Origin of the sequence: Streptomyces sp. NPDC001750 (assembly GCF_042892615.1) — a bacterium.
In the GTDB taxonomy this organism is placed as follows: Bacteria; Actinomycetota; Actinomycetes; order Streptomycetales; family Streptomycetaceae; genus Streptomyces.
This window is the reverse complement of the sequence record NZ_JBIAUE010000004.1, coordinates 389496-410684: the sequence shown is the minus strand read 5'-3', so window position 1 is coordinate 410684 and position 21189 is coordinate 389496. Positions and strand designations below refer to the sequence as shown.

Genomic DNA, 21189 nt, shown 5'->3' with positions numbered 1-21189 from the left:
GTGACCGTGGGTGTGGCCGGGCGGTCCGGCACGGGTGGCGGCCGGTGGTGGGTGCGTGCGCATATGCGTCCCGCGTGCACGCATGTGTGCACGCGGGAGCGGGGCGTTGCGCGGTGGGAGCGTGCCGGCGCGTGTCTTCGAAGTGCCGTCGCACGGCAGGCGGCACTTCGAAGACACGGCCTACGGGCGCGAGGCAGTCAGTTCGCGTCGATGTGCAGCCGGATCGAGCCGTCGGGCGCCGCTTCCACTCGCAGCCGCGTCAGGTCCCCGACGTGCGCGTCGGGCGAGAGCGCCGCCGCCCGCGGGCCGATGCCCACGATGCGCATGCCCGCTGCCCGGCCGGCCGCGATGCCCGCCTCGGAGTCCTCGAAGACGACGCAGTCCGCCGGGGCGAAGCCCAGTTCGGCCGCGCCCTTGAGGAAGCCCTCGGGGTTCGGCTTGCTGGCTCCGACGTGCTCGGCGGTGACGCGGACCGCCGGCATCCGCAGGCCGGATGCCGCCATCCTCGTACGGGCCAGTGCCTCGTCGGCCGAGGTGACCAGGGCATGCGGAAGCCCGGCGATCGCGTCCATGAAGGCGGGCGCTCCGGCGACCGGGACGACGCCGTCGGTGTCGGCGGTCTCCTCGGCGAGCATCGCCCGGTTGTCCGCGTGGTTCTGCTCCATCGGGCGGTCCGGGAGGAGCACCGCCATGGTGGCGTGGCCCTGTCGTCCGTGAACCACCTTCAGTACGGCCTCCGGGTCGAGACCTTCGCGTGATGCCCAGCGCCGCCAGCAGCGTTCCACGACGGCGTCGGAGTTCACGAGGGTGCCATCCATGTCCAGAAGGAGGGCGCGGGCTGTGAGGGCGGTGGCCGGCATGGGGCGGCTCCAGGGCGCGGGGAGGTGGTGACGCGGGGTTGGAGAAACAAGCAGCCTCGCCCGCCGGTCAGGGGGTGGCGGGCAGAGGCTACTTTGTTCCATCACGATACAAAAACGTGTGCGGGAACGCCAATCGTGTCCGGGGCGGGCCAGGGGCAGGGGCGAGGCGAAGGAGGAGGCGGGGGAGGGCCGGGGCCGGGAATCAGGAGCGGCCCCGGCCCGAGGTCTCCGCCTCCAGGGCGCGGCGCGTGTGGGGTCCGTACACGCCTGGCGGGTCACCCTGGATGAACTTGTACGACTGGTAGACGCTCACGGCGTGCTCGACCTTCGCCGTGTAGTCGCCGTCGTCCTGCCCGTGGAACAGCCAGACCTCTTCCAGCCGTCTCTGCAGCTCGGCCACCGCCGGTCCCTGGTCGCCGGGGCGCAGTGTGGGCCCGGTCAGCGACGCGGGCGGTGCGGCCGAGGTCGGGCGGCTCGTCTGCGGTGCCGTCGCCGACGGCGGGGCGGTGTCCGGCGGTGTGGTCGTGGCGGATGCCGAAGGGGACGGTGAGGTGCCCGCCGAGGAGGACGCGGACGGCGATGCGGAGGCGCGCCCTGACGAAGGGGGCGACGCGGAGGCCGGAGCGGACTCCTTCGCCGTCGAGCTCACTTCGGGGGTGCTGAGCGGCAGGTCGGGCAGGGCCATTTCCCGGTCGGCGGGCCTGTCGTCGTTCGATTCGAAGAGGCCGCTCGCGAACACGGCGGTGCCCACCACGGCGAGCGCAGCCGCCCCCGCGGCGAACGCGGCGAGAGGGCTGCGGCGACGTGACCGATCGGACGCGTCGGCGGGCGCGGTGGCGGATGGCCGAGGTATGAGGATCGTGGCGTCGTCGACCGGACCGGTGGCGGCCTGCGGCGGTGGCGGGCTGCCGAACTGCGCGGGATCGCGGAACTGCCCCGGGCCGCCCGGATGCCCCGAACCATCGCGATGCCCCGGACTGCCGACCTGTGCCGGGCCGCCCGGTTGTCTCGGGCCGCCGGGGCCTGCCGGGCCGCCGGGACTCGTCAGGCCGCCGGGGCTTGTCACGCTGCCGGGGCCTGGTGGGCCGAGGAGGAGCGGCATGGTCTCGTCCGCGTCCTCGGCAGAGTGGGCGTGTGGCCGCCCGGGGTGCGGGAGCCGCGCGTCATCGGCCTCCGGCGCCACGTCGCCCCGCAGCTTGACGTACGGCCGGACGCGCAGCGGATCGAAGTCCTCCGAGGCCGCGACCTCCGCCCTGTCGGCCGCCGACCGCTCGGCCCGTCGCCGCTCGGCGGCCTCCTGCCCCTCGCCGGGCCGTCGTGCGGCGCCTCCCCCGCACGCGCAGACAGAGCCGGTGCCCGGATCGCCGTTCCCGCCCGAAACTCCGCCTCCGCTCGTTGGCGTGAACATGCGCATACCGCACTCCGGGCATATATGTCCGGTCATAGTGGACCCCTCCCCTTTGAACTGCCTGCGATTATGCAGCCCGGCCACGGAACGCCCAATGTCGTCCGAAACGCGGTCAACCGGTGTGCGTCCGCTCGGTTCCCGGAGGGCTCGGCAGGCCATAACCGCATGAAACGTCCAGGATAGGGATGTAGCGGACCCGAGGAGACGTTTCCATGGCGCAGCACCCGAGCCCCCCGGAGCCGGAACCGCAACGGATGGCGACAGAGGAACCGGAACGTAGGACGGGAAAGGAACCGGAACGACGGACGGCGGCGCAGCAGTCCGAAGCAGGACCGGAACCGGAAACCGGATCGGGACCGGAAACCGGATCGGGACCGGAAACCGGATCGGGACCGGAAACCGGACCGGAACCGGAAACCGGACCGGAACCGGAATCCGGATCGGGAACGGCTCCCGGTGAGGACCGCTCCCCCCGGTCGGCCCTGGTGGCCATCGGGGCGCTGCTTCTCGGCATGCTGCTGGCCGCGCTCGACCAGACCATCGTCTCCACCGCGCTGCCGACCATCGTCAGCGATCTCGGCGGTCTGGAACACCTCTCCTGGGTGGTGACCGCCTACCTGCTGGCGTCGACCGCCGTGACCCCGCTCTGGGGCAAACTCGGTGACCAGTACGGCCGCAAGAAGCTGTTCCAGGCCGCCATCGTCATCTTTCTCATCGGCTCCGCGCTCTGCGGGATCGCTCAGGACATGCCGCAGTTGATCGGCTTCCGGGCACTTCAGGGCCTCGGCGGCGGCGGACTCATAGTGCTCTCGATGGCGATCGTCGGCGACCTCGTGCCGCCGCGCGAACGGGGCAAGTACCAGGGTCTGTTCGGCGCGGTCTTCGGGACGACGAGCGTTCTCGGGCCGCTGCTCGGCGGCTTCTTCACCGAGCATCTCAGCTGGCGCTGGGTCTTCTACGTCAACCTGCCGATCGGTGTCGTCGCGCTCCTCGTGATCGCCGCCGTGCTGCGCATCCCGGTCCACCGCACGAAGCACACCATCGACTACCTCGGTACGTTCCTCATCGCCTCCGTCGCCACCTGCCTGGTCCTCGTCGCCTCGCTCGGCGGCACCACCTGGGCCTGGGGTTCGGCACAGGTCGTCGCCCTCTCCGTCCTGAGCGTGCTGCTGGTGGTGGCCTTCGTCCACGCGGAACGCCGCGCGACCGAACCCGTCATCCCGTTGACGTTGTTCCGGGGCAGGACCTTCACCCTCGTCGCCGTCATCAGCTTCGTCGTCGGTTTCGCGATGTTCGGCGCGATGACCTATCTGCCGACCTTCCTCCAGGTGGTGCACCACATCACGCCGACCATGTCCGGGGTGCACATGCTGCCCATGGTGCTGGGGCTGCTGCTCACCTCCACCGCCTCCGGGCAGATCGTCAGCCGTACCGGCCGCTGGAAGGTCTTCCCGATCGCGGGTACCGGCGTCACCGCGATCGGACTGCTGCTCCTGCACCGGCTGACCGAGACCAGCGGCACCTGGCTGATGAGTGTCTACTTCTTCGTGTTCGGCGCCGGCCTCGGCCTGGTGATGCAGGTCCTCGTGCTGGCCGTGCAGAACGCCGTCACGTACCGGGACCTCGGCGTCGCTACGTCCGGGGCCACGTTCTTCCGATCCATCGGCGCCTCGTTCGGCGTCGCCGTCTTCGGCACGATCTTCACGAACCGGCTGACCGACGAGCTGGCCGCGGCGCTCGCCGGGCACTCCCTGCCGCCCGGCGCCAGTGCCGGACGGCTGGCCGCCGACCCGCGTGCCATCGGCCAACTGCCGCCCGCGCTGCGGACGCAGGTGCTCCACGCGTACGCGACATCGATCACCGATGTGTTCCTGTACGCGGCCCCGATCGTCCTGATCGCCTTCGTCTTCGCCTGGTTCCTCAGGGAGGACCGCTTGCGCGGCTCGGTGACCGCCCCGGAACCCAGCGAGACGCTGGCGACCAACCCGGTCGAGCGCTCCTCGTACGACGAATGCGCCCGTGCCCTGTCGGTGCTCGCCACCCGCCAGGGGCGTCGCGAGATCTACGAGAAGATCACCAGGCAGGCGGGGTACGACCTGCTGCCCGCGGCAAGCTGGATGCTGTTGGGGATCAGGCATCACGGCTCGCTCGTACCGGCCGTGCTCGCCGACACCACCCCCGTGCCGCTGCGCGTGATCGGTGACGCGTCGCGGCAACTGGAGGAGCGCCGCCTGGTCCGGCGCGAGGGCGCGCAGCTGACGCTCACCGACGCCGGCGCGGAGGTGGTCGCGAGGCTCGCGGAGGCACGGGAGCGGATGATGGCCGAGTGGCTGGGGGACTGGTGGGGCCCGGAACGGCCCACGGACCTCGTCAGGCTGGTGGCGGAGCTGACCGCGGAGACGAGTGGATCCCGCAGGCAATGGCCGCGCGGCCCCGAGCCGCGCCGCGACCACACGGCCGGTCCGGTCGGCCGCCCCGCGGACACGTCCTGAGCGCCTGGCTCCGGAGGCGGAGCCCCCTGTCCGGAGGGGGAGCGCCCGGCCTCGGAGGCGGCTCTACCCGAGCGTCTTGGCGAACCAGTGTTCCGCGTACAGCCCCTGGTTGAACGCCGGGACCTCCCGGTACCCGTGCTTGGCGTACAGTCCTCGTGCCTCGACCAGGTCGTGGCGGGTGTCCAGCCGGATCGTGCGCATGCCGAAGGCACGCGCCGCGTGCTCGGCGGCGGCCAGGAGCAGCCCGCCGCCGCCCGTGCCGCGGTATTCGGGGCGCACGAACACCCGGGTCAGCTCCGCGATCCCCGCGTGCGCGTCCGCCACCAGCAGGCCGACGCAGGCCGCGGCCCTCCCCTCGAACCGGCCGACGACGAACTGTCCGGTCGGCGGCACGAGCCGGACGGCCCCGTCGTCGGTGAGCCCCTCGTCGATCTCCTTGGCGGTCGCGGGCCGTCCCCAGTAGCGGCCCGCGACCTCGCCGTAGTAGTCGCGACGCAGCAGAGACGCGTCCGGGGAGCCGACAGGTTCGTGGGCCATGGTCCAGGTCATGCCGGTCATTGTGGCCGGGGCGCGAACGCGAGATCGAACGGATTGATCCGCTCGATCAGCGGACGTTACGAGAACGAATGGGGACGGGCGGGAGACGGACGGAGATGCGCGGGGAGACGGGGGCGGACGGGCGGGGCGAACGGGCACCTCTCCCGGACGGGCGGGGCGAACGGGCACCTCTCCCGGACGGGCGGGCCCATGGCGGTCCGCTCAGCGCGTCGGCGTGACCGCGGCCGTGACCGGCGCCGGGGGCGTCCCCGGCCGCTTCCGGCGCCGCCTGGCCCGCCTCCTCCACACCACCGCGATGACGACCAGCAGCGCGGCCCCCAGGACCGAAAGCAACCAGGCGGGGATCCCGCCCACGGTCAGCAGCTCGTTCCGGTACACCAGGGTCTGGTACGGAGTGTCGGCGCCGGCCGCCCTCAGCTCGTGATCGCCGTCGATCCGCTCCGGACGCGGGAACCACTGCTCGATCGCGGTGACGAACACGGGCTTGCCGCCGGTCATCGCCGACAGCGCCTCGGCCCCGTCCCGTGCCGAACCACCCTGCCCCGTACCGTCCTGCGCCGACCCGTCGCGGCCGGGATCGATCCGGCCCGCGTACGTCACGCGCGGCGCGGCACCGCCGATCGCGTCGCGCGGCTCCATGCGGTGGGCCGCCAGCACGTACAGGGCGAGCCGCTGCGGTGTCGAGGCGAGCTGCGACAGCCGCATGGGGTAGACCGGCCGCTCGCTGGCGAAGCGCAGTCGCAGCGGGTCCAGGTCGCCGTGCAGCGGGTCGTTCCCGTCCCGTGGCGCGAGGCGGATCGCGACGTACTCCCACTTCTGGTCGACGTAGGGCTTCAGCGCCGTCGCCAGGCGGTCGGGCAGCTCGAAGCCGTTGTCGTCCAGCCAGTCCCGGAGCGCCTTCGGGTCGGTCGCGGCCAGCCGCGCCACGTCGAAGGGGCCGAGCCGCTCGCGGCCGACGACCTCTACCGGCGGGGCGGCGGCCGACGGGCGGCCCGCCCCGTCCGCGATGCCTCCCGGGCCGGTGAACGGCCAGTCGCCGGAGCGCGGCCAGAAGTAGTGCCGGGTCGTCGGTACGGGCGCGGTGAGGGCGTCCAGCTCGGAGAAGAGCGACGGATCACCGAGCTCCACGTCGGCCCGGTGCGGCACCGGCATGATCCAGGCCGCCTCCGGCGCGTCGCCACGGACCGTGAGGCGCATGACGATCTCTTCCGTACGGCCGTCCCAGGCCACCACCGACGTCTCCCGGTCGACGGCGACCTCGGTCGCCCTGCTCGGGACCATCGCCCCGCAGCCGCACGCGTACGCCGGGCTGATCAGCGATCCCAGCTGCGTCGACACCAGCAGCAATGCCAGGGACAGCGCGCGTACCACCCACGCCCGGCCCAGCCACCCACGCCCCATCCGTCTTCCTCCCCCGTGATCGACGAACCGTGATCGACGAACAAGGGGGAGGACGTGGGAGCGACGGGCCCGGTTCCGGGTTCCGAAACCGCCGACCAACCCCGACCGATGGGCGACGGCAGGTGATCCATTGGCGACGGTCGGTGGCCGGCGACTGGTGACCGGTCCGTCACCGGTCACCGCGCTCAGGTCTCGTCGCGAGCGGTCACTCGGTCATCCTTTCGGAAAAAGGCGGGATGACAGCCAGGCGACGAGGGGGTTGATTGGGTCTTCCTCATGGTGCAATGCGAAGGTTTCACGGCGCGCCCATGTCGAGGGACGGGCGCGAGAACGGCGGGAGGGTCGGCGCAGCGTGGCGAATGCGGAACACAGTGTGCGCTCGGATGCGGCGACCGGGACGGGGACGGGTGCTGCCCGGGTCCTGCTCTGGCTGGTCGTGGCAGCGTTGGCGGTGCGGCAGGTGGCGGTGGTGCTGCGGCGTCCGCCGGGCGAGCGGCTCGCCGACCTGGAGACCTGGATAGGCGACAACGGCGTCCTGCACGTGACGGGCTCGCTCTACGACAGCGACCGGTTCACCGGCACCCCGTTCGCCGGGCTGGTCCTGAAGCCGCTGACCCGGGCGGCGGAGCAGAGCCTGGGGGTCGTCTGGACCTTCGGTTCCTTGCTGCTCGTCGTCGCCCTGGGGATCGTGGCCGCGCGTGCGCTGCCGGGCCCGGTCGCGCGCCGCACCTCGCTGCTGGCCGCGCCGGTGGCGATCAGCCTGCTGATGCTGTCCCTGCCGGTCCGTAACGCGTTCCACCTGGGGCAGACGAGCATCATCCCGGTGCTCCTGGTGCTGCTGGCCTGTTTCGCGGTCCGCGGGGAACGCGGCTCGGGCCTCCTGATCGGTGTCGCGGCCGCGCTCCAGCCGACCGTCCTGCTCTTCGCGGTCCTGCTCCTGTTCACCGGACGCCGGAGGGCGGCGGTGACCGGCGGGATCACGTTCGCCGCCTGCACGGCGCTGGCCTGGGCGGCGATGCCGCACGACTCGTGGACGTACTGGGTTCACCATGTCGCGGGCGCCGGGCTCGGCGGGAACGCGGACAGTCTGGCCAACCAGTCGCTGCACGGCGCGCTGCTCAGGTTCGGCCTGACCGGCCCCCTGGAGATCGCGCTGTTCGTGGCGCTGGCGGCCGTCGTCTGCTGGTTCGGGCTGCGCCGCGCCGTACGGTACGCGCACGACGGACAGTTGCTGCTGGCCGTCGCCGTGACCGGCTGTGTCGCCGTCGCGGTCTCGCCGACCGCCTGGCAGCACCAGCTGCTGTGGGTGCTGCTCGCGGTCGTCGGCCGGGTCGGCAAGCGGGCCTCGGACCGGCTGATGTGGCCGACGGTCGTGGTGCTCGTGCTCACGCTGCCCGCGAAGATGCTGCTGCCGAACATGGCGGTGGTCGTCCCCGTGCGTGACAACGTGCTGCTGATCACGGCGCTCGGCGCGGCCTGCGTCGTACCGTTCCTGCCGCGCACCTCGCCCTACTGGCACGACCCGGTCCCCACCGACCACGCGGCCCCGGTCGCCGCCCGCTGGAGCCGGATCCCGCTCCTGCCGTTCTGGCGCCGGGTGCTCAGCCGCCCCAACCTGCTGCTGGAACTGCTCCTGATCCGGGTCGTGTACTCCGCGTACTCGCAAGTCAGGCTGGCCGCCACGGCAGGCCGGGACACGGCCGAACGCCACGGCACGCAGATCCACTCCCTCGAACAGTCGCTGCACATCGACATCGAGTACTGGGCCAACCACGCCGTCGTCGAGATCGACTGGCTGCGGGGCTTCTTCGACTTCTACTACACGACGTTCCACTTCATCGTGCCGCTGACGATCCTCGGGGTGCTGTACGTGCGGCGCCCCGCGGACTACCGCTGGGTCCGCAGCTCCATCGGCTTCGCCACGGTTCTCGCGCTGGTCGGCTTCTGGCTCTACCCGCTGGCGCCGCCCCGGCTGATGCCGGGACTCGGCTTCATCGACACCGTCCACGGCGTCCAGGACTTCGCGAAGCCGGACTACGGGTCGCTGACCTCGGTGACCAACCAGTACGCGGCGATGCCCTCGCTGCACTTCGGGTGGTCGCTCTGGTGCGGTGTGGTCGTCGTGATGCTGGCCCCGAAGCTGTGGATGAAGGCGCTGGGGCTGCTGCATCCGCTGTTCACGGTCTCCGCGATCGTCGCCACGGCCAACCATTGGGTGCTGGACGCGGTGGGCGGTGCGGCCGTCGTCGCGCTCGGTTTCGGCCTCACCTACGCGCTGTCCGGGCCCCGGAAGCTGCGGACACCAGCCGTACCGGCCGCGGCGAAACCGCTGGACGACCTGGTGGACGGGGCGCCGTCGAGACAGGTCGGCGACGCGGTGGGAGGCAGGCACGGCTAACGACCTCGCCCACGATTGTCAGCGGCGTCGCAGCGTTCGGGACCTCCGCCTCCGGCGTTGTCGTCAGTTGCCGACGCTCCTTCCCCGAGCTCTCAGCTGCTTTCGAGCAGGGGAGACCCCATCCGACTCCCTCCTCCGCCTTGGATTCGAAGGCCCCAGACACCGCTCCTTCTCCCACCGCCAATCGTGGGCGAGGTCGTAAGGGCTGCCCCGTAATCCCTGGTGGATCAATGTGCGGCGTCGGATGCGGCGCATCGCAGGGCGGAGGGTCGTCCTCGCACTGGACGTACGTGGACGATCGCACCCGCCGCGTCGGCCCGTGCCGAACTCCCGCCGTACGGAGGTGCCGAAGGGGCGCAGGGACGAACACATCGTCCCGGCACCCCTTCGGCCTGGATCGCCGCTCGACCAGCATCCGCCCATCGGCTCCGGTCCGCCACTCGAACGGCTCAGGAAGCCGTGCCCAGGGCCCATACGACGAGTGACAGCGTGGCCATCGACACCACCGTCGAGGCCACCACGAAATCACGTGCCGGCCCCCCGCCGTTGCCCCCGGGCCGGCTGCCCCAACCGAAGTGACGTACCGTCAAAGCAGTACGACACCCGTTGGCTTGCTCATCCGGAAGGGCCTGCTCATCCGGAGGGACTTGCTCACCCGGAGGCCGGCCCCGGGCGCCCCGCGTCGACCTGGAGCTGCTTGATCCCGTTGAGCCAGGCCGAGCGCAGCCGTCGCGGTTCACCGACCAGCCGCAGGTCCGGCATCATGTCGGCGATCGCGTTGAAGATCAGGTTGATCTCCATCACGGCCAGGGACTTGCCGAGGCAGAAGTGCGGGCCGCCACCCCCGAAACCGAGGTGGGGATTGGGGTCGCGGGTGATGTCGAAGGTCTCCGGGTTCTCGAAGACCTCGGGGTCGTTGTTGGCCGACGAGTAGAACAGCCCGACCCGGTCCCCCTTCTTGATCAACTGCCCGCCCAGTTCGACGTCCTGGGTGGCGGTCCGCTGGAAGGAGACCACCGGAGTGGCCCAGCGGACGATCTCCTCGGCGGTCGTCTCCGGACGCTCGCGCTTGTAGAGCTCCCACTGGTCGGGGTGGGTGAGGAAGGCGTGCATCCCGTGGCTGATGGCGTTGCGGGTGGTCTCGTTCCCGGCGACGGCCAGCAGGATCACGAAGAAGCCGAACTCGTCGGAGGAGAGGTTCCCCTGGCCCTCGGCGGCGACCAACTGGCTCACGATGTCCTTGGCCGGGCACTCCTTGCGGGCCGCCGCGAGGTTCATCGCGTACGAGATCAGCTCCATGGCCGCCTCGGTGCCGACCTCCTCGGTGATCGCGTACTCCGGATCGTCGTACGCGGCCATCTTGTTGGACCAGTCGAAGATCTTGGACCGGTCCTCCTGCGGTACGCCGATGAGTTCGGCGATCGCCTGGAGCGGCAGTTCGACGGCGACCCGGGTGACGAAGTCGAACGAACCGTCATCTTCAAGGTTCGCTGTGGAGCTCGTCCCGGGGTCCGTACCGGAGTCCGGGCCGGGGGCCGTACCGGAGTCGGCGCCGGGGCCGGTGTCGCGGCCGGCTCCGGCGAGCGCGGATTCCACGATCGAGCGGGCCCGGCTGCGCAGGGCCTGTTCCAGGGAGCGCACCGCCCGGGGGGTGAAGCCGCGCTGGACGATCTGGCGTACCCGGGTGTGCTCGGGCGGGTCCATGTTCAGCATGATCAGCTTCTGGACCTCGATCTGGTCCCGGCCGATGGACTCGTTGAAGCGGATGACCGCCGTGTTGGTGTGGGACGAGAACAGCTCCGGGTGGGTGGAGACGTACTTGACGTCCGCGTGCCGGGTGACGACCCAGTAGCCCTCGTCGTCGAAACCGGAGATGCCGGCCGGCTGGGTGCACCACCAGACCGGTGCGGTCTGCCGCATCTCGGCGAACTCCGGGTGCGGGACGCGGGCTTGGAGCAGGTCGGGATCGGTGAAGTCGAAGCCTTCGGGCAGATGGGGGCAGGGCATCGGCGTCTCCAGGTCGGTCCGAGGGCCGTCCGACGCTGTCTGACGGTCCATCAGAAGTTGTCCGCAAGGTAGTAACGGGTTCTACAACTGGCAAGAGGGGTGGTCGGTTCTGTTGCGTGAAGAGCGGGTGGGGCGACCGTGTGGCGGACCGCGATGGAACGGTACAACTCCCGGCGGCGTTCACGCGGTCGCGGCAGTCGGTGCGTGCAACACCCTTGCGCACCGGCGGCGGGTCTCATAAGACTGCCCAAAGAACTAGAACGCGTACTAGTTTGCTTCCGCGGGCGCCGGGACGCCTCTGCGGAGGCGCGAGGAGAGGACGAGCTCATGGCCGCGGAACCCGTCATCGTCGAAGCCGTACGCACCCCCATCGGCAAGCGCGGAGGCGCGCTCGCCAATCTGCACCCCGCCTATCTGCTGGGCGAGACCTACCGGGAGCTCCTCGGGCGCACCGGGATCCACGCCGACTGCGTCGAGCAGATCGTCGGCGGCACGGTCACCCACGCCGGCGAACAGTCCATGAACCCGGCCCGCAACGCCTGGCTCGCCGTGGGGCTTCCGTACGAGACGGCCGCCACCACGGTGGACTGCCAGTGCGGTTCCTCGCAGCAGGCCTCCCACATGGTCGCCAACATGGTCGCGGCCGGAGTGATCGACATCGGGATCAGCTGCGGCGTCGAGGCGATGTCGCGGGTGCCGCTGGGCAGCGGTTCCAAGCACGGGCCCGGGAAGCCCTGGCCCGACGAGTGGAACGTCGACCTGCCCAACCAGTTCGAGGCGGCCGAACGCATCGCCCGCAAACGCGGTCTGACCAGGGAGGACGTCGACCGGTTAGGAGTGCTCTCGCAGGAGCGGGCGGCGGTCGCGTGGGCCGAGGAGAGGTTCAAGCGCGAGACCTACGCGGTGCAGGTGCCGACCACCGAGGAGGAACAGGCCGCCGGGCAGGGCATGTGGCGTCTGGTGGACCGCGACGAGGGGCTGCGGGACACCGGTATGGAAGCGCTGGCGGGCCTCAAGCCGGTCATGCCCACCGCGATCCACACCGCGGGCAACTCCTCGCAGATCTCCGACGGGGCCTGCGCGATCATGTGGGCGTCCAAGCGCATGGCGCGCGCGCTCAAACTCAGGCCGCGCGCCCGGATCGTCGCGCAGGCACTCGCGGGCGCCGACCCGCACTACCACCTCGACGGGCCGGTCGACGCGACGCGCGCGGTGCTCGGCAAGGCCGGGATGTCGCTCAAGGACATCGACATCGTGGAGATCAACGAGGCGTTCGCGTCCGTGGTGCTCAGCTGGGCCCAGGTCTTCGAACAGGATCTGGACAAGGTCAACGTCAACGGCGGGGCCATCGCGCTCGGCCATCCGGTCGGTGCCACCGGCGCCCGGCTGATCACCACCGCCCTGCACGAACTGGAGCGCCGGGACAAGGAGTTCGCGCTGATCACGATGTGCGCGGGCGGTGCCCTGGCGACCGGCACGATCATCCAGCGGCTGTGACGGCGAGCCGTACGTCCATGCGGAGGGCCCCCGGCCCGCGGTGCGTTCGGCGACACTCCCGGGTCGGGGGCCGGACCCATGTGCGTCCGGTGTCCGGCCGTATAGCGTCGGAGGAATGAAAGAGAACAGCCTTACGGGCAAGGCGACTCGGGGTCGCCTTCGCCGTCGTCGCACCGTCCGGCGGGGACTCGCCGCCGCCGTCGTGGTCCTGACCACGCTCGGCGCAGCCCCCGCCGTCGCGACCGCCGCCCCCGTTGTCACTGCTTCCGCCGTCGTCTCGGCCCCCGCTGCCACCGCTTCCGTCGCGCAACAGCCCCTGATGCAGGGGGACTCGCTTCGCACCGGCGCCGCGCACCGCAGCCGGGGCGACCTCCTCGACGTCACCCCGGTGGCCGGTCTCGAACGTTCCGACGTCATGCGGTTCCTGGGCTCCGGCGGTATGAACACCGGCACCGTCCGCCACGGAGTGCGGGCCTATCGACTCACCTACCGCACCGTCACCCCGCAGGGCGCGCCCACCACCGCCACCGGCCTCCTGGCCCTTCCCGAGGGTGGTCCGCACCGCCTCGACCTGGTCTCCGACACCCACGGCACGATGGCCCACCGGGACTACGCCCCCTCCGTCGGCGAGGACTTCGGCCGCTTCGCCCCGTATCTCCATGCCTCCGCCGGCCGCGCCGTCGCCGCCCCCGACTACCTGGGGCTCGGCAAGGGACCGGGCCGCCACCCGTACATGGACACCGGGTCCGCCGTCACCGCCTCCCTCGACATGCTGCGCGCCTCCCGCACCGCCGTGCGGAGCCTGGGCCGGTCGCTCACCGGCGATCTGTACGTCAGCGGCTTCTCCCAGGGCGGCCAGGTCGCGATGGCCCTGGCCAAGGCCCTCGACAAGGGCGCCGAACGGCACTTCCGGCTCCGCGCCCTCGCTCCCGTCTCGGGACCGTACGACATCGAGCACGCCGAGATGCCCGCCCTGTTCGACGGCCGGGTCAACGACATCAGCGGCGTCTTCTACATGACGTACTTCCTCACCGCGCAGAACCGCCTCCACCCGCTCTACGAGGACCCCTCCGAGGTCTTCCGGGAACCGTACGCGGGCATCGTCGACGACCTCTTCGACACCCACCACACCGAGGAGGAGATCATCCCCGCCCTGCCCACGACGCTGCGGGAACTGCTCACCGACGACTACTACCGGCAGATGCAGCACCCCTCCGGCGCCCTGCTGGCCGCCGTGCGCGCCCAGGACGGCAGCTGCGCCTGGAGGCCGGATGTCCCCGTACGTCTCCACACCTCGTCCGGAGACACCGACGTGCCGGTCGCCAACACCCGCTCCTGCGCCGCCGACCTGGCCGCGCACGGCGTTGAGGCCGAGGTCGTCGACCAGGGAACGGCGGACCACATCGCCACGTACATGAAGTCGGGACCGGAGATCGTGCGCTGGTTCGACGCCGTCGCCGCGCGGCGCTGAACGGTCCCTTCCTGGGCGGAGCCGGCCGACTCCGCCCAGGAAGGGACCGGGCGCCGGCCGGCCCCGGCGTCGGGCGCTCAGTACGGCAGGTGCGTGGGAAAGGTGGTGGTCGGGGCGAACAGCGCCGCGTACGCCTGCTCGTCGAAGTTCTGGCGGCGGTGGCGGCCCGACCGGTTCACCTCCGGGTCCGGGTTGGCGAGCGTGAGCATCCCGTCGTTGGCGAGCTCCTGCACCCGATTCAGCAACGACCTGACATCCAGGCCGAGTTCGGCGGCGACCGTCTGCACGTCGAGCCCGGACTCCCAGCTCCACAACAGCACGGAGTCCATGCTGGGCGACCAGACGACCGTGCTGTTCGCCTCGACCGGGGGTGCCGGGGGAGGAGAGGAGGGGGGCGGGGGCACGGTCGGGGGCGTGGCCGGGACCGGCGGCACGATCACGGGCGGCGTGCTCATGCGCGCACTCCCCGTCGTCCGCACCGTCATCTCCTTGCGCGGATGCGGCAGAGGGATCTCAGGAGCGGGAGCGGGAGCAGGAGCGGGGACGGAGCCGGGAACCGGGCCGGCGGCGGGAACCGGGCCGGGGGCGGCGACCGGGCCGGGGGCGGCGGTTTCGCCGGGTACCTCCTTGGGCGCCCGCTGCTTCCGGCTCAGCAACTCCTGGGCGAGCGAGCGCGCGTCATTGCGGCCCACCGTGCGTCGCGCTAATCGCACTTCGCGTTCGTTCAGGCCCATCAGGTCCGCGATGGATCCGTCGTCGCCGACCGTGACGGCGAACGCGGCCAGCGTCCGGCTCCGCTCCGCCTGCGCCTCGTCCAGCAAAGCCTGCGCTCGGCGCATGCGTTCGTCGCTGGCGCAGAAAGCTTCCGCCAGGACGGTGTTCCGATCCCAGAAATCACGAGGTTCCACGTATGTGTCAACGCTCCGGCCGCTGACGGGAACGGACGTCAGAGCAAAATGCGCCTATATGGCCCAACGGGTAATTAAGTCGTCCAAGTAAGAGAAAACCGGGCTTTTGTCGGGTGTTGACGCGGTGTGAAAAGTCCCGAAAGCCCTGAAATCCGGGGAAAAGTAGAGGGAAATCAAGGCAATGGAGAGGGAGTGACTGTCACCCTACCCGGTCATGGAGGTCAAGCGGATGCGCGGGCCCTCACCCGTCAGGGGCGTCGAACGTGCCCCGCGCGTCGAAGGCGGCCCGGCGCGTGGCCCGGCGCAGCGCCTTCAGCAGTGTCGAGCCGAGGGTCAGGGTCAGCACCACGGTGAGGACGGCCCGGCCCAGGTCCCAGCCGAGCGAGGTCGCCGCGCAGTAGGCCAGGAAGCGGACCAGGTTCTCGGACAGGGGATCACCCGCGTGGTACGAGATGCCCGAGCCGGCGCCGGGCACGATCGTCCATCCGTACAGGTTCATCACCGTGCCGTACGCGAACGCCGCCAGGAACCCGTACCCGGCGAGCATCAGCAGCTCGGCCCGCCCGCGCAGCCGGTCCGGGCCCGGCAGCAGACCCGCGCCCATGGTGAACCAGCCCATCGACAGCATCTGGAACGGCATCCACGGCCCCACCCCGCCGGTCAGCAGCGCCGACGCGAACATGGTCACCGAGCCGAGCACGAATCCGAAGCCGGGGCCGAGCACCCGGCCGCTCAGCACCATCAGGAAGAACATCGGCTCCAGGCCCGCCGTGCCCGCGCCGAGCGGGCGCAGCGCGGCACCGACCGCGGCCAGCACCCCCAGCATCGCCACCGCCTTCGCGTCCAGCCCGGAGTCGGCGATCATCGCGACGACCACGCCGACCAGCAGCGGCAGCAGCGCGGCGAACAGCCACGGCGCGTCCTGGGAGTGCGCGAGACCGGAGCCCGCGTCGGCCAGCAGCGGCCAGCCGAACGCGACCACGCCGATCGCGCTGATCAGCACGAGCGCGGCGATCGCGCGCGGCCCCAGACGCACCGGCCGTACCGTCCGGCCCGACCGCCGCGCATGCCCGGTGAGGGCCGTGCGCTCCGTCCGGGCCGGGCCGTCCGTTCGCTCCACAGGGCCCGCGGGCGCGCGACGCCCGTCCGCCACCTTCGCCGCCCGTCCCTCGTGCCCGCTCGTCACCGCTCCTCCAGCACGTCACGCACCTGTGCCACGGTCAGCCACTCCTGCGGGGCGAGGATCTTCGCGGTCTGCGGGGCGAACGCCGGGGAGGAGACCACCACCTGCCGGGTCTCCCCGTCCGCGACGACCTCCCCGTCGGCGAGGATCACCACCCGGTGCGCGAGATCTGCGGCGAGTTCCACGTCGTGCGTCGCCAGGACGATCGCGTGCCCGTCGGCGGCGAGCCCCCGCAGCACCCCCGTCAGCCGGGCCTTCGCCGCGTAGTCCAGACCGCGGGTCGGCTCGTCCAGGAGCAGCAGCGGCGGACGCGCGGTGAGCACCACCGCCAGGGCGAGCGCGAGCCGCTGCCCCTCGGAGAGATCGCGGGGATGGGTGTCGTCCGGCACACCCGGCAGCAGCTTCGAGACCAGCTCCCGGCAACTGCCCGCGGCGGCGCCCGCGTCGGTGTCGGCGGCGGCGCACTCGGCGGCGACCGTGTCCGCGTACAGCAGATCGCGCGGTTCCTGCGGTACGAGCCCGACCCGGCGCACCATCTCGCGCGGCGACGTGCGGTGCGGGGGCCGGCCACCGACGAGGACGGTGCCCGCCGTGGGTTCGACCATGCCGACGAGCGCGCCGAGCAGGGTGGACTTGCCCGCGCCGTTGCGGCCCATCAGGGCGACGGTCTCGCCCGGGGCGACGGAGAGCGTGACCCGGCGCAGCGCCTCGACGCGCCCGCGCCGCACGCCGAGGTCCTCGACCCGGGCCGGGACGTCGACGGCGGGCCCGGGAACGGGGGCGGCCGTGTGCGTGCCGCGCCCCAGCAGCCGGGCCAGGGCGCCGCGTCGCGCGGGGGCGGGCACGGCGGGCAGCGGGGACACCAGGGTCCGGGCCGGGGCGGGCGCGGCGGGCGGTCGCCGGTCCGCGAGCCGTTCGCGCAGGCCGGTGGCCCGGCGCCGGGCGTCACGGACCGACAGCGGCAGCGGCTCCCACCCCGCCAGCCGGCCCAGCGCCACGACCGGCGGACGGACCGGGGAGACGGCCATGACATCGGCGGGGGCACCCATGACCGGAGCGGCGCCCGGCGACGGCAGCAGGACGACCTGGTCCGCGTACTGCACCACCCGTTCCAGCCGGTGCTCCGCCATCAGGACCGTGGTGCCCAGGTCGTGCACCAGCCGTTGCAGCACGGCCAGCACTTCCTCGGCCGCCGCCGGGTCGAGCGCGGACGTCGGCTCGTCGAGGACCAGGACCTTCGGATGCGGGGTGAGCACCGAACCGATCGCGACCCGCTGCTGCTGCCCTCCCGAGAGCGTGGCGATCGGCCGGTCCCGCAACCCCGCCAGACCCAGCAGGTCCAGGATCTCCTCGACCCGCCGCCGCATCACGTCCGGGGCGAGCCCCAGCGACTCCATCCCGTACGCCAGCTCGTCCTCGACCGTGTCGGTGACGAAGTGGGAGAGCGGGTCCTGGCCCACCGTGCCGACCACGTCGGCGAGTTCGCGCGGCTTGTGGGTACGGGTGTCGCGCCCCGCGACCGTGACCCGGCCGCTCAGCCTGCCACCGGTGAAGTGCGGCACGAGACCGGAGACGGCCCCCAGCAGCGTCGACTTGCCGACCCCGGACGGGCCGACCAGCAGCACCAGTTCGCCCTCGGGAACGGTCAGATCGACCCCGGACAGGGTGGGGCGCTCCGCCCCCTCGTACCGCACCGAAACCTGCTCGAACCGGATCACTGGTCCTCCTCGGGACTCGGCCGCGTCTTCGAACCGGCTCCCACCGGCGGCGGAACGGGGGCCACCAGCGCGGGCAGCAGCCCCACCAGCACCGCCGCCGCGGGCCACAACGGGAGCACCGGCGCGGTCAGCGGTACGACCCCCGGGTGCAGCGCCTCCGGGTCGACACCGCCCGCCCAGATCATCGCCACCGCCACCACGCCCCCCGAACCCGCCACCAGCCAGGCCCGCGCACCCCAGCGGTCGGGCCGGTAGCGGGTACGGACCGACCGGGCACTGCCCAGGCGCAGCCCGGCCGCCGCCGCGACGAGCCCGGCGATCAGCAGCGGCAGCCCGTACACCGCGCCCTGCGCGGACAGCAGCCCGTACGTGCCCGCGCACACCCCGAGCAGCCCGCCGAGCGTGAGCGCGTTCGTGGCGCGCCGGACGGCGGGCGGGACCTCGGCGGTACGCCCGTAGCCGCGCGCGTCCATCGACGCGGCCACCGCGACCGACCGCTCCAACGCGCCCTCCAGGACCGGCAGTCCGATCTGGAGGACCGCCGCGACACCGCCGGTCGGGCGACCCCGCAGCCGTCGCGCGGTGCGCAGCCGCGCCACGTCGGCGACCATGTTCGGCGCGAACGTCATCGCGACGACGACGGCGACCCCCGCCTCGTACAGCGCGCCCGGCAGCGACTTCAGCAGCCGGGCCGGGTTCGCGAGCGAGTTGGCCGCGCCGACACAGATCAGCAGGGCGGCCAGCTTCGCCCCGTCGTACAGCGAGAAGACCAGCTGCTCGGCGGTGACCCGGCCACCGATCCGGACGCCCTGCGCCCAGTCGGGCAGCGGCACCTCGGGGAGCGTGAACAGCGGATGCGTACCGGGGACCGGTGAGCCGAGGAGGACGGAGAAGACCAGCCGCACGCCGACGACGAACAGTCCGATCCTGATGAACGCCCCGTACGAACGGGCCCAGGGCGCGTCCGTACGGCGCGCGGCGACCACATAGCCCGCGACCCCGACGAGGAGCCCGAGCAACAGCGGGTTGGTGGTGCGGGAAGCGGCGGTGGCGAGGCCCAGCGCCCACAGCCACCACGCCCCGGCGGGCAGGGCGTTGCTGCGGTTCGCCTCGGGTGCGCGCAGCGCGCGCAGTGGCCGGTCGGCGGGGCGGGGGGCGCGAGTGGTACGGGCAGGGGTGACGCCGGTGGTGCGGGTGGGGCCGGTCGCCGGACGGCCGGTGGCAGGGCGGTCGGGTGCCCCGTCCCCGGTCGCCGGGCCGCTGGTGGGAGTGGTCATCCTCGGCGGCGGCGGGCCTGCACGACCGCGGCCGAGCCGAGGGCGAGAACGGCGCCGGCCCCGACGAGCATCCCGGCGGACGGTCCGCCGCCGTCGGAACCGTCGGCGGACGCGGCGGACGTGGCGGAGGCGGACGCATCAGGCTTCTTGTGCCCGTCGCCCGACACCTGCTCGCCGCAGCCGGAGGCCGGGTAGCCGGAGATGGCGCACAGCAGCGCGTTGCCGTCGTAACGCAACGGCTTGGCCACCGCGGCGAGCGCCTCGGCGGTGCTCGCGTCCGGAGCGACCACGGCACACGCGGTCCGGAGCGCGGGCGGGGTCCGCCCGTCCGGAGCGTCCGCCGCGGTGCCCGGGTCGATGACGAGCGCGACCCGCTTGGACCCCTTCTCGGCAGGGGTGTCCGCGCAGATCTTCGCGAAGCCGGGGGCGTGGCGCGGCCGGGCCGCGTTCTGGGAGTCCTCGCTCACCGCGAACCGGAAGCCCTGCACGGCACCGTCGTCCGGCCGGACCAGGGCGGGGCCCTGGGTGGCGTACGCCCAGCCCTGGCCCGAGCCCTCCCAGAACGACCAGTACCGGTAGCCGGCCGCCCGGGCCTCGCCCGCGCCCAGCACGGCCAGCAGCACCGCACTCAGCACCGTCAGCACCGCGGCGGCGGCCCCTCCCGTCCGCCTCACAGCTGCTGGTTCTTCCGGCGGCCGCTGATCAGGAAGCCGACGCCCGCACCGACGACGAGGCCGATGCCGACGAACCACCACACGCCGCCGATCACGTCGTCGCCGCTGTGGACCCGGTCCTTCTCCGTGGCCTCGTACCCGGTGTCGGCGGACGGATCCGGGGTCGTGATCGCCGCGGGCTTGGGACCGGTCGCGTTCAGCTTGTCGACCAGGTTCACGCCACCGAAGTCCCGGGCGTCGTTCCCCGTCGCGTGCGCGGCCAGGACCAGTTGCGCGTAGGCGGCGGGGCCGTTCTGCTCGGCCCAGGCACCGGAGTTCTTCTTCAGCCAGGCCACGGCCTCGGCCGCCTTGTCCTGGTGGCCCGAGGCGGACAGCGCGACGACCGCGTCCGCGGTGTTGCCGATGTCGGGCTGCGGGGCGGAGTCCTCGGCGCCCGGCATCGGGGCCAGGTCGAGGTGTCCCTTCGCGGCGAGGGCACCGGCGAGGTAGTGGGCGCCGTTCTGGGCGGCCTGTTCGGGGGTGAGGGCGGAACCGGAGGCCGCGGGGCGGCAGCTCGTCCCCTTGGCAGCGGCGTTGTTGCCGGTGGCCAGGGCCTTGCCCATGCTGCCGAGCACGGCGGCGGCGGTGGCGTCCGCGTTGGCCACGAGCTTCCCCGCCTTGTCCGGCTGGTACGCGAACGCGCCGCCGTCCTTCTCACCGCACGGGATGGAGAGCGCGAGCAGCGGGTCGTACGGGGACTTCCCGTCGGGCGTGACGATGTCCGCGAGCCGCTGGCCCTGCCGGGCGAGGGCGCCGATCACGAGGGAGGTGGAGTTGGCGTCGCTGGGCGCACCGGCCGCGTAGCCCCAGCCGCCGTCCTCGTTCTGCACGGACTTCAGCCAGCGGACCGAGTCGTTCACGGTCTCCCCGTGCCCGCCGACCTCGGCGAGGGCCTGCACGGCGATCGCGGTGGCGTTGGTGTCCAGCACCGTCTTCGCGTCGCACGGCTTGGAGGCGTCGGGCCGGTACGCGGCGTAGGCGCCGTTGGCGCACTGCTGGCCGATCAGCCAGTCCACGGACTTCGCGGCGGGCGTCACGCCTTCGACCCGCTGCGCGAGGAAGGCCAGCGACTGCCGCCAGACACCGTCGTAGGTGGGGTCCTTCGTGCCGTACAGCCCGGCGGGCAGGGCGACGGACGGCGTGGGCGACGGGGACGGCGCCGCGACCGCGACCGGGGCAGCCGCGCAGAGCACGGCGGCCGTGGTCGCGGCGAGCATTGCCGCGCTGCGGCGTACGGTCATGGCGGGCGGGGCCTCTCCTGTGCGGGAAACCGAACCGGGCACAGGCACGCTCGCGCA

At 72.4% G+C, this 21189-nt stretch carries 15 protein-coding genes; 4 read left to right on the top strand and 11 right to left on the bottom strand.

What is annotated here, in order from left to right; all coding sequences use genetic code 11:
* Positions 1 to 197: 197 nt before the first annotated feature.
* On the bottom strand, positions 198 to 860 hold the full coding sequence (locus ACFYY6_RS10025; RefSeq protein ID WP_351524173.1) for an HAD-IA family hydrolase: 663 nt from the start codon (positions 858 to 860) through the stop codon (positions 198 to 200).
* 202 nt (positions 861 to 1062) lie between these two features.
* The gene (locus ACFYY6_RS10020) at positions 1063 to 2268 is read right to left on the bottom strand and encodes a peptidoglycan-binding protein (protein WP_389192511.1); all 1206 of its coding nucleotides are present in this window, start codon (positions 2266 to 2268) and stop codon (positions 1063 to 1065) included.
* Positions 2269 to 2522: 254 nt separating this feature from the next.
* Between ACFYY6_RS10020 and ACFYY6_RS10015 the strand changes: the two genes are divergently transcribed.
* Positions 2523 to 4760 carry a DHA2 family efflux MFS transporter permease subunit gene (locus ACFYY6_RS10015; RefSeq protein WP_389192508.1) on the top strand — a complete coding sequence of 746 codons (2238 nt, stop codon included), beginning with the start codon at positions 2523 to 2525 and terminating at the stop codon, positions 4758 to 4760.
* A gap of 63 nt (positions 4761 to 4823) precedes the next feature.
* Here the strand turns inward: ACFYY6_RS10015 and ACFYY6_RS10010 are convergent, their stop codons facing one another.
* Entirely contained in the window at positions 4824 to 5309 is a 486-nt protein-coding gene (locus tag ACFYY6_RS10010; RefSeq protein WP_389192505.1) for a GNAT family N-acetyltransferase, read from the bottom strand.
* Positions 5310 to 5519: 210 nt separating this feature from the next.
* Positions 5520 to 6719, bottom strand: a complete 1200-nt coding sequence (locus ACFYY6_RS10005; protein ID WP_389192502.1) for a DUF2330 domain-containing protein — start codon at positions 6717 to 6719, stop codon at positions 5520 to 5522.
* Between the two features lie 373 nt (positions 6720 to 7092).
* Here ACFYY6_RS10005 and ACFYY6_RS10000 point away from each other — a divergent pair, with 373 nt between their 5' ends.
* Positions 7093 to 9117, top strand: a complete 2025-nt coding sequence (locus ACFYY6_RS10000) for a bifunctional glycosyltransferase 87/phosphatase PAP2 family protein (RefSeq protein WP_351525972.1) — start codon at positions 7093 to 7095, stop codon at positions 9115 to 9117.
* Positions 9118 to 9768: 651 nt separating this feature from the next.
* Here ACFYY6_RS10000 and ACFYY6_RS09995 read toward each other — a convergent pair.
* Positions 9769 to 11124 (bottom strand): cytochrome P450, encoded by a 1356-nt coding sequence (locus ACFYY6_RS09995; RefSeq protein WP_389192564.1) that lies wholly within the window; start codon positions 11122 to 11124, stop codon positions 9769 to 9771.
* A gap of 327 nt (positions 11125 to 11451) precedes the next feature.
* Between ACFYY6_RS09995 and ACFYY6_RS09990 the strand changes: the two genes are divergently transcribed.
* Together ACFYY6_RS09990 and ACFYY6_RS09985 are read left to right on the top strand one after the other, a co-directional pair.
* Complete coding sequence (locus ACFYY6_RS09990) at positions 11452 to 12621, top strand: steroid 3-ketoacyl-CoA thiolase (RefSeq protein ID WP_351525024.1); 1170 nt, start codon at positions 11452 to 11454, stop codon at positions 12619 to 12621.
* A 115-nt stretch (positions 12622 to 12736) separates the two neighbouring features.
* On the top strand, positions 12737 to 14092 hold the full coding sequence (locus tag ACFYY6_RS09985; RefSeq protein ID WP_389192499.1) for an alpha/beta hydrolase: 1356 nt from the start codon (positions 12737 to 12739) through the stop codon (positions 14090 to 14092).
* Between the two features lie 77 nt (positions 14093 to 14169).
* Here ACFYY6_RS09985 and ACFYY6_RS09980 read toward each other — a convergent pair whose 3' ends face one another.
* From ACFYY6_RS09980 to ACFYY6_RS09955, 6 genes are all read right to left on the bottom strand, one after another.
* The gene (locus ACFYY6_RS09980) at positions 14170 to 14931 is read right to left on the bottom strand and encodes a hypothetical protein (protein ID WP_351525022.1); all 762 of its coding nucleotides are present in this window, start codon (positions 14929 to 14931) and stop codon (positions 14170 to 14172) included.
* 310 nt (positions 14932 to 15241) lie between these two features.
* Complete coding sequence (locus ACFYY6_RS09975; RefSeq protein WP_351525021.1) at positions 15242 to 16036, bottom strand: ECF transporter S component; 795 nt, start codon at positions 16034 to 16036, stop codon at positions 15242 to 15244.
* 146 nt (positions 16037 to 16182) lie between these two features.
* The gene (locus ACFYY6_RS09970; protein WP_351627792.1) at positions 16183 to 17901 is read right to left on the bottom strand and encodes an ATP-binding cassette domain-containing protein; all 1719 of its coding nucleotides are present in this window, start codon (positions 17899 to 17901) and stop codon (positions 16183 to 16185) included.
* A complete protein-coding gene (locus ACFYY6_RS09965) occupies positions 17898 to 19178 on the bottom strand; it encodes an energy-coupling factor transporter transmembrane protein EcfT (RefSeq protein WP_389192494.1) in 1281 nt (426 codons plus the stop codon). The genes ACFYY6_RS09970 and ACFYY6_RS09965 overlap by 4 nt, the downstream gene beginning before the upstream one ends.
* Positions 19175 to 19852: an SCO2322 family protein gene (locus tag ACFYY6_RS09960; protein ID WP_351525018.1), complete on the bottom strand. Its 678-nt coding sequence runs from the start codon at positions 19850 to 19852 to the stop codon at positions 19175 to 19177. Before ACFYY6_RS09960 ends, ACFYY6_RS09965 begins: the two co-directional genes overlap by 4 nt.
* Positions 19849 to 21132 carry a prenyltransferase/squalene oxidase repeat-containing protein gene (locus ACFYY6_RS09955; RefSeq protein WP_389192491.1) on the bottom strand — a complete coding sequence of 428 codons (1284 nt, stop codon included), beginning with the start codon at positions 21130 to 21132 and terminating at the stop codon, positions 19849 to 19851. Before ACFYY6_RS09955 ends, ACFYY6_RS09960 begins: the two co-directional genes overlap by 4 nt.
* Positions 21133 to 21189 lie beyond the last annotated feature (57 nt).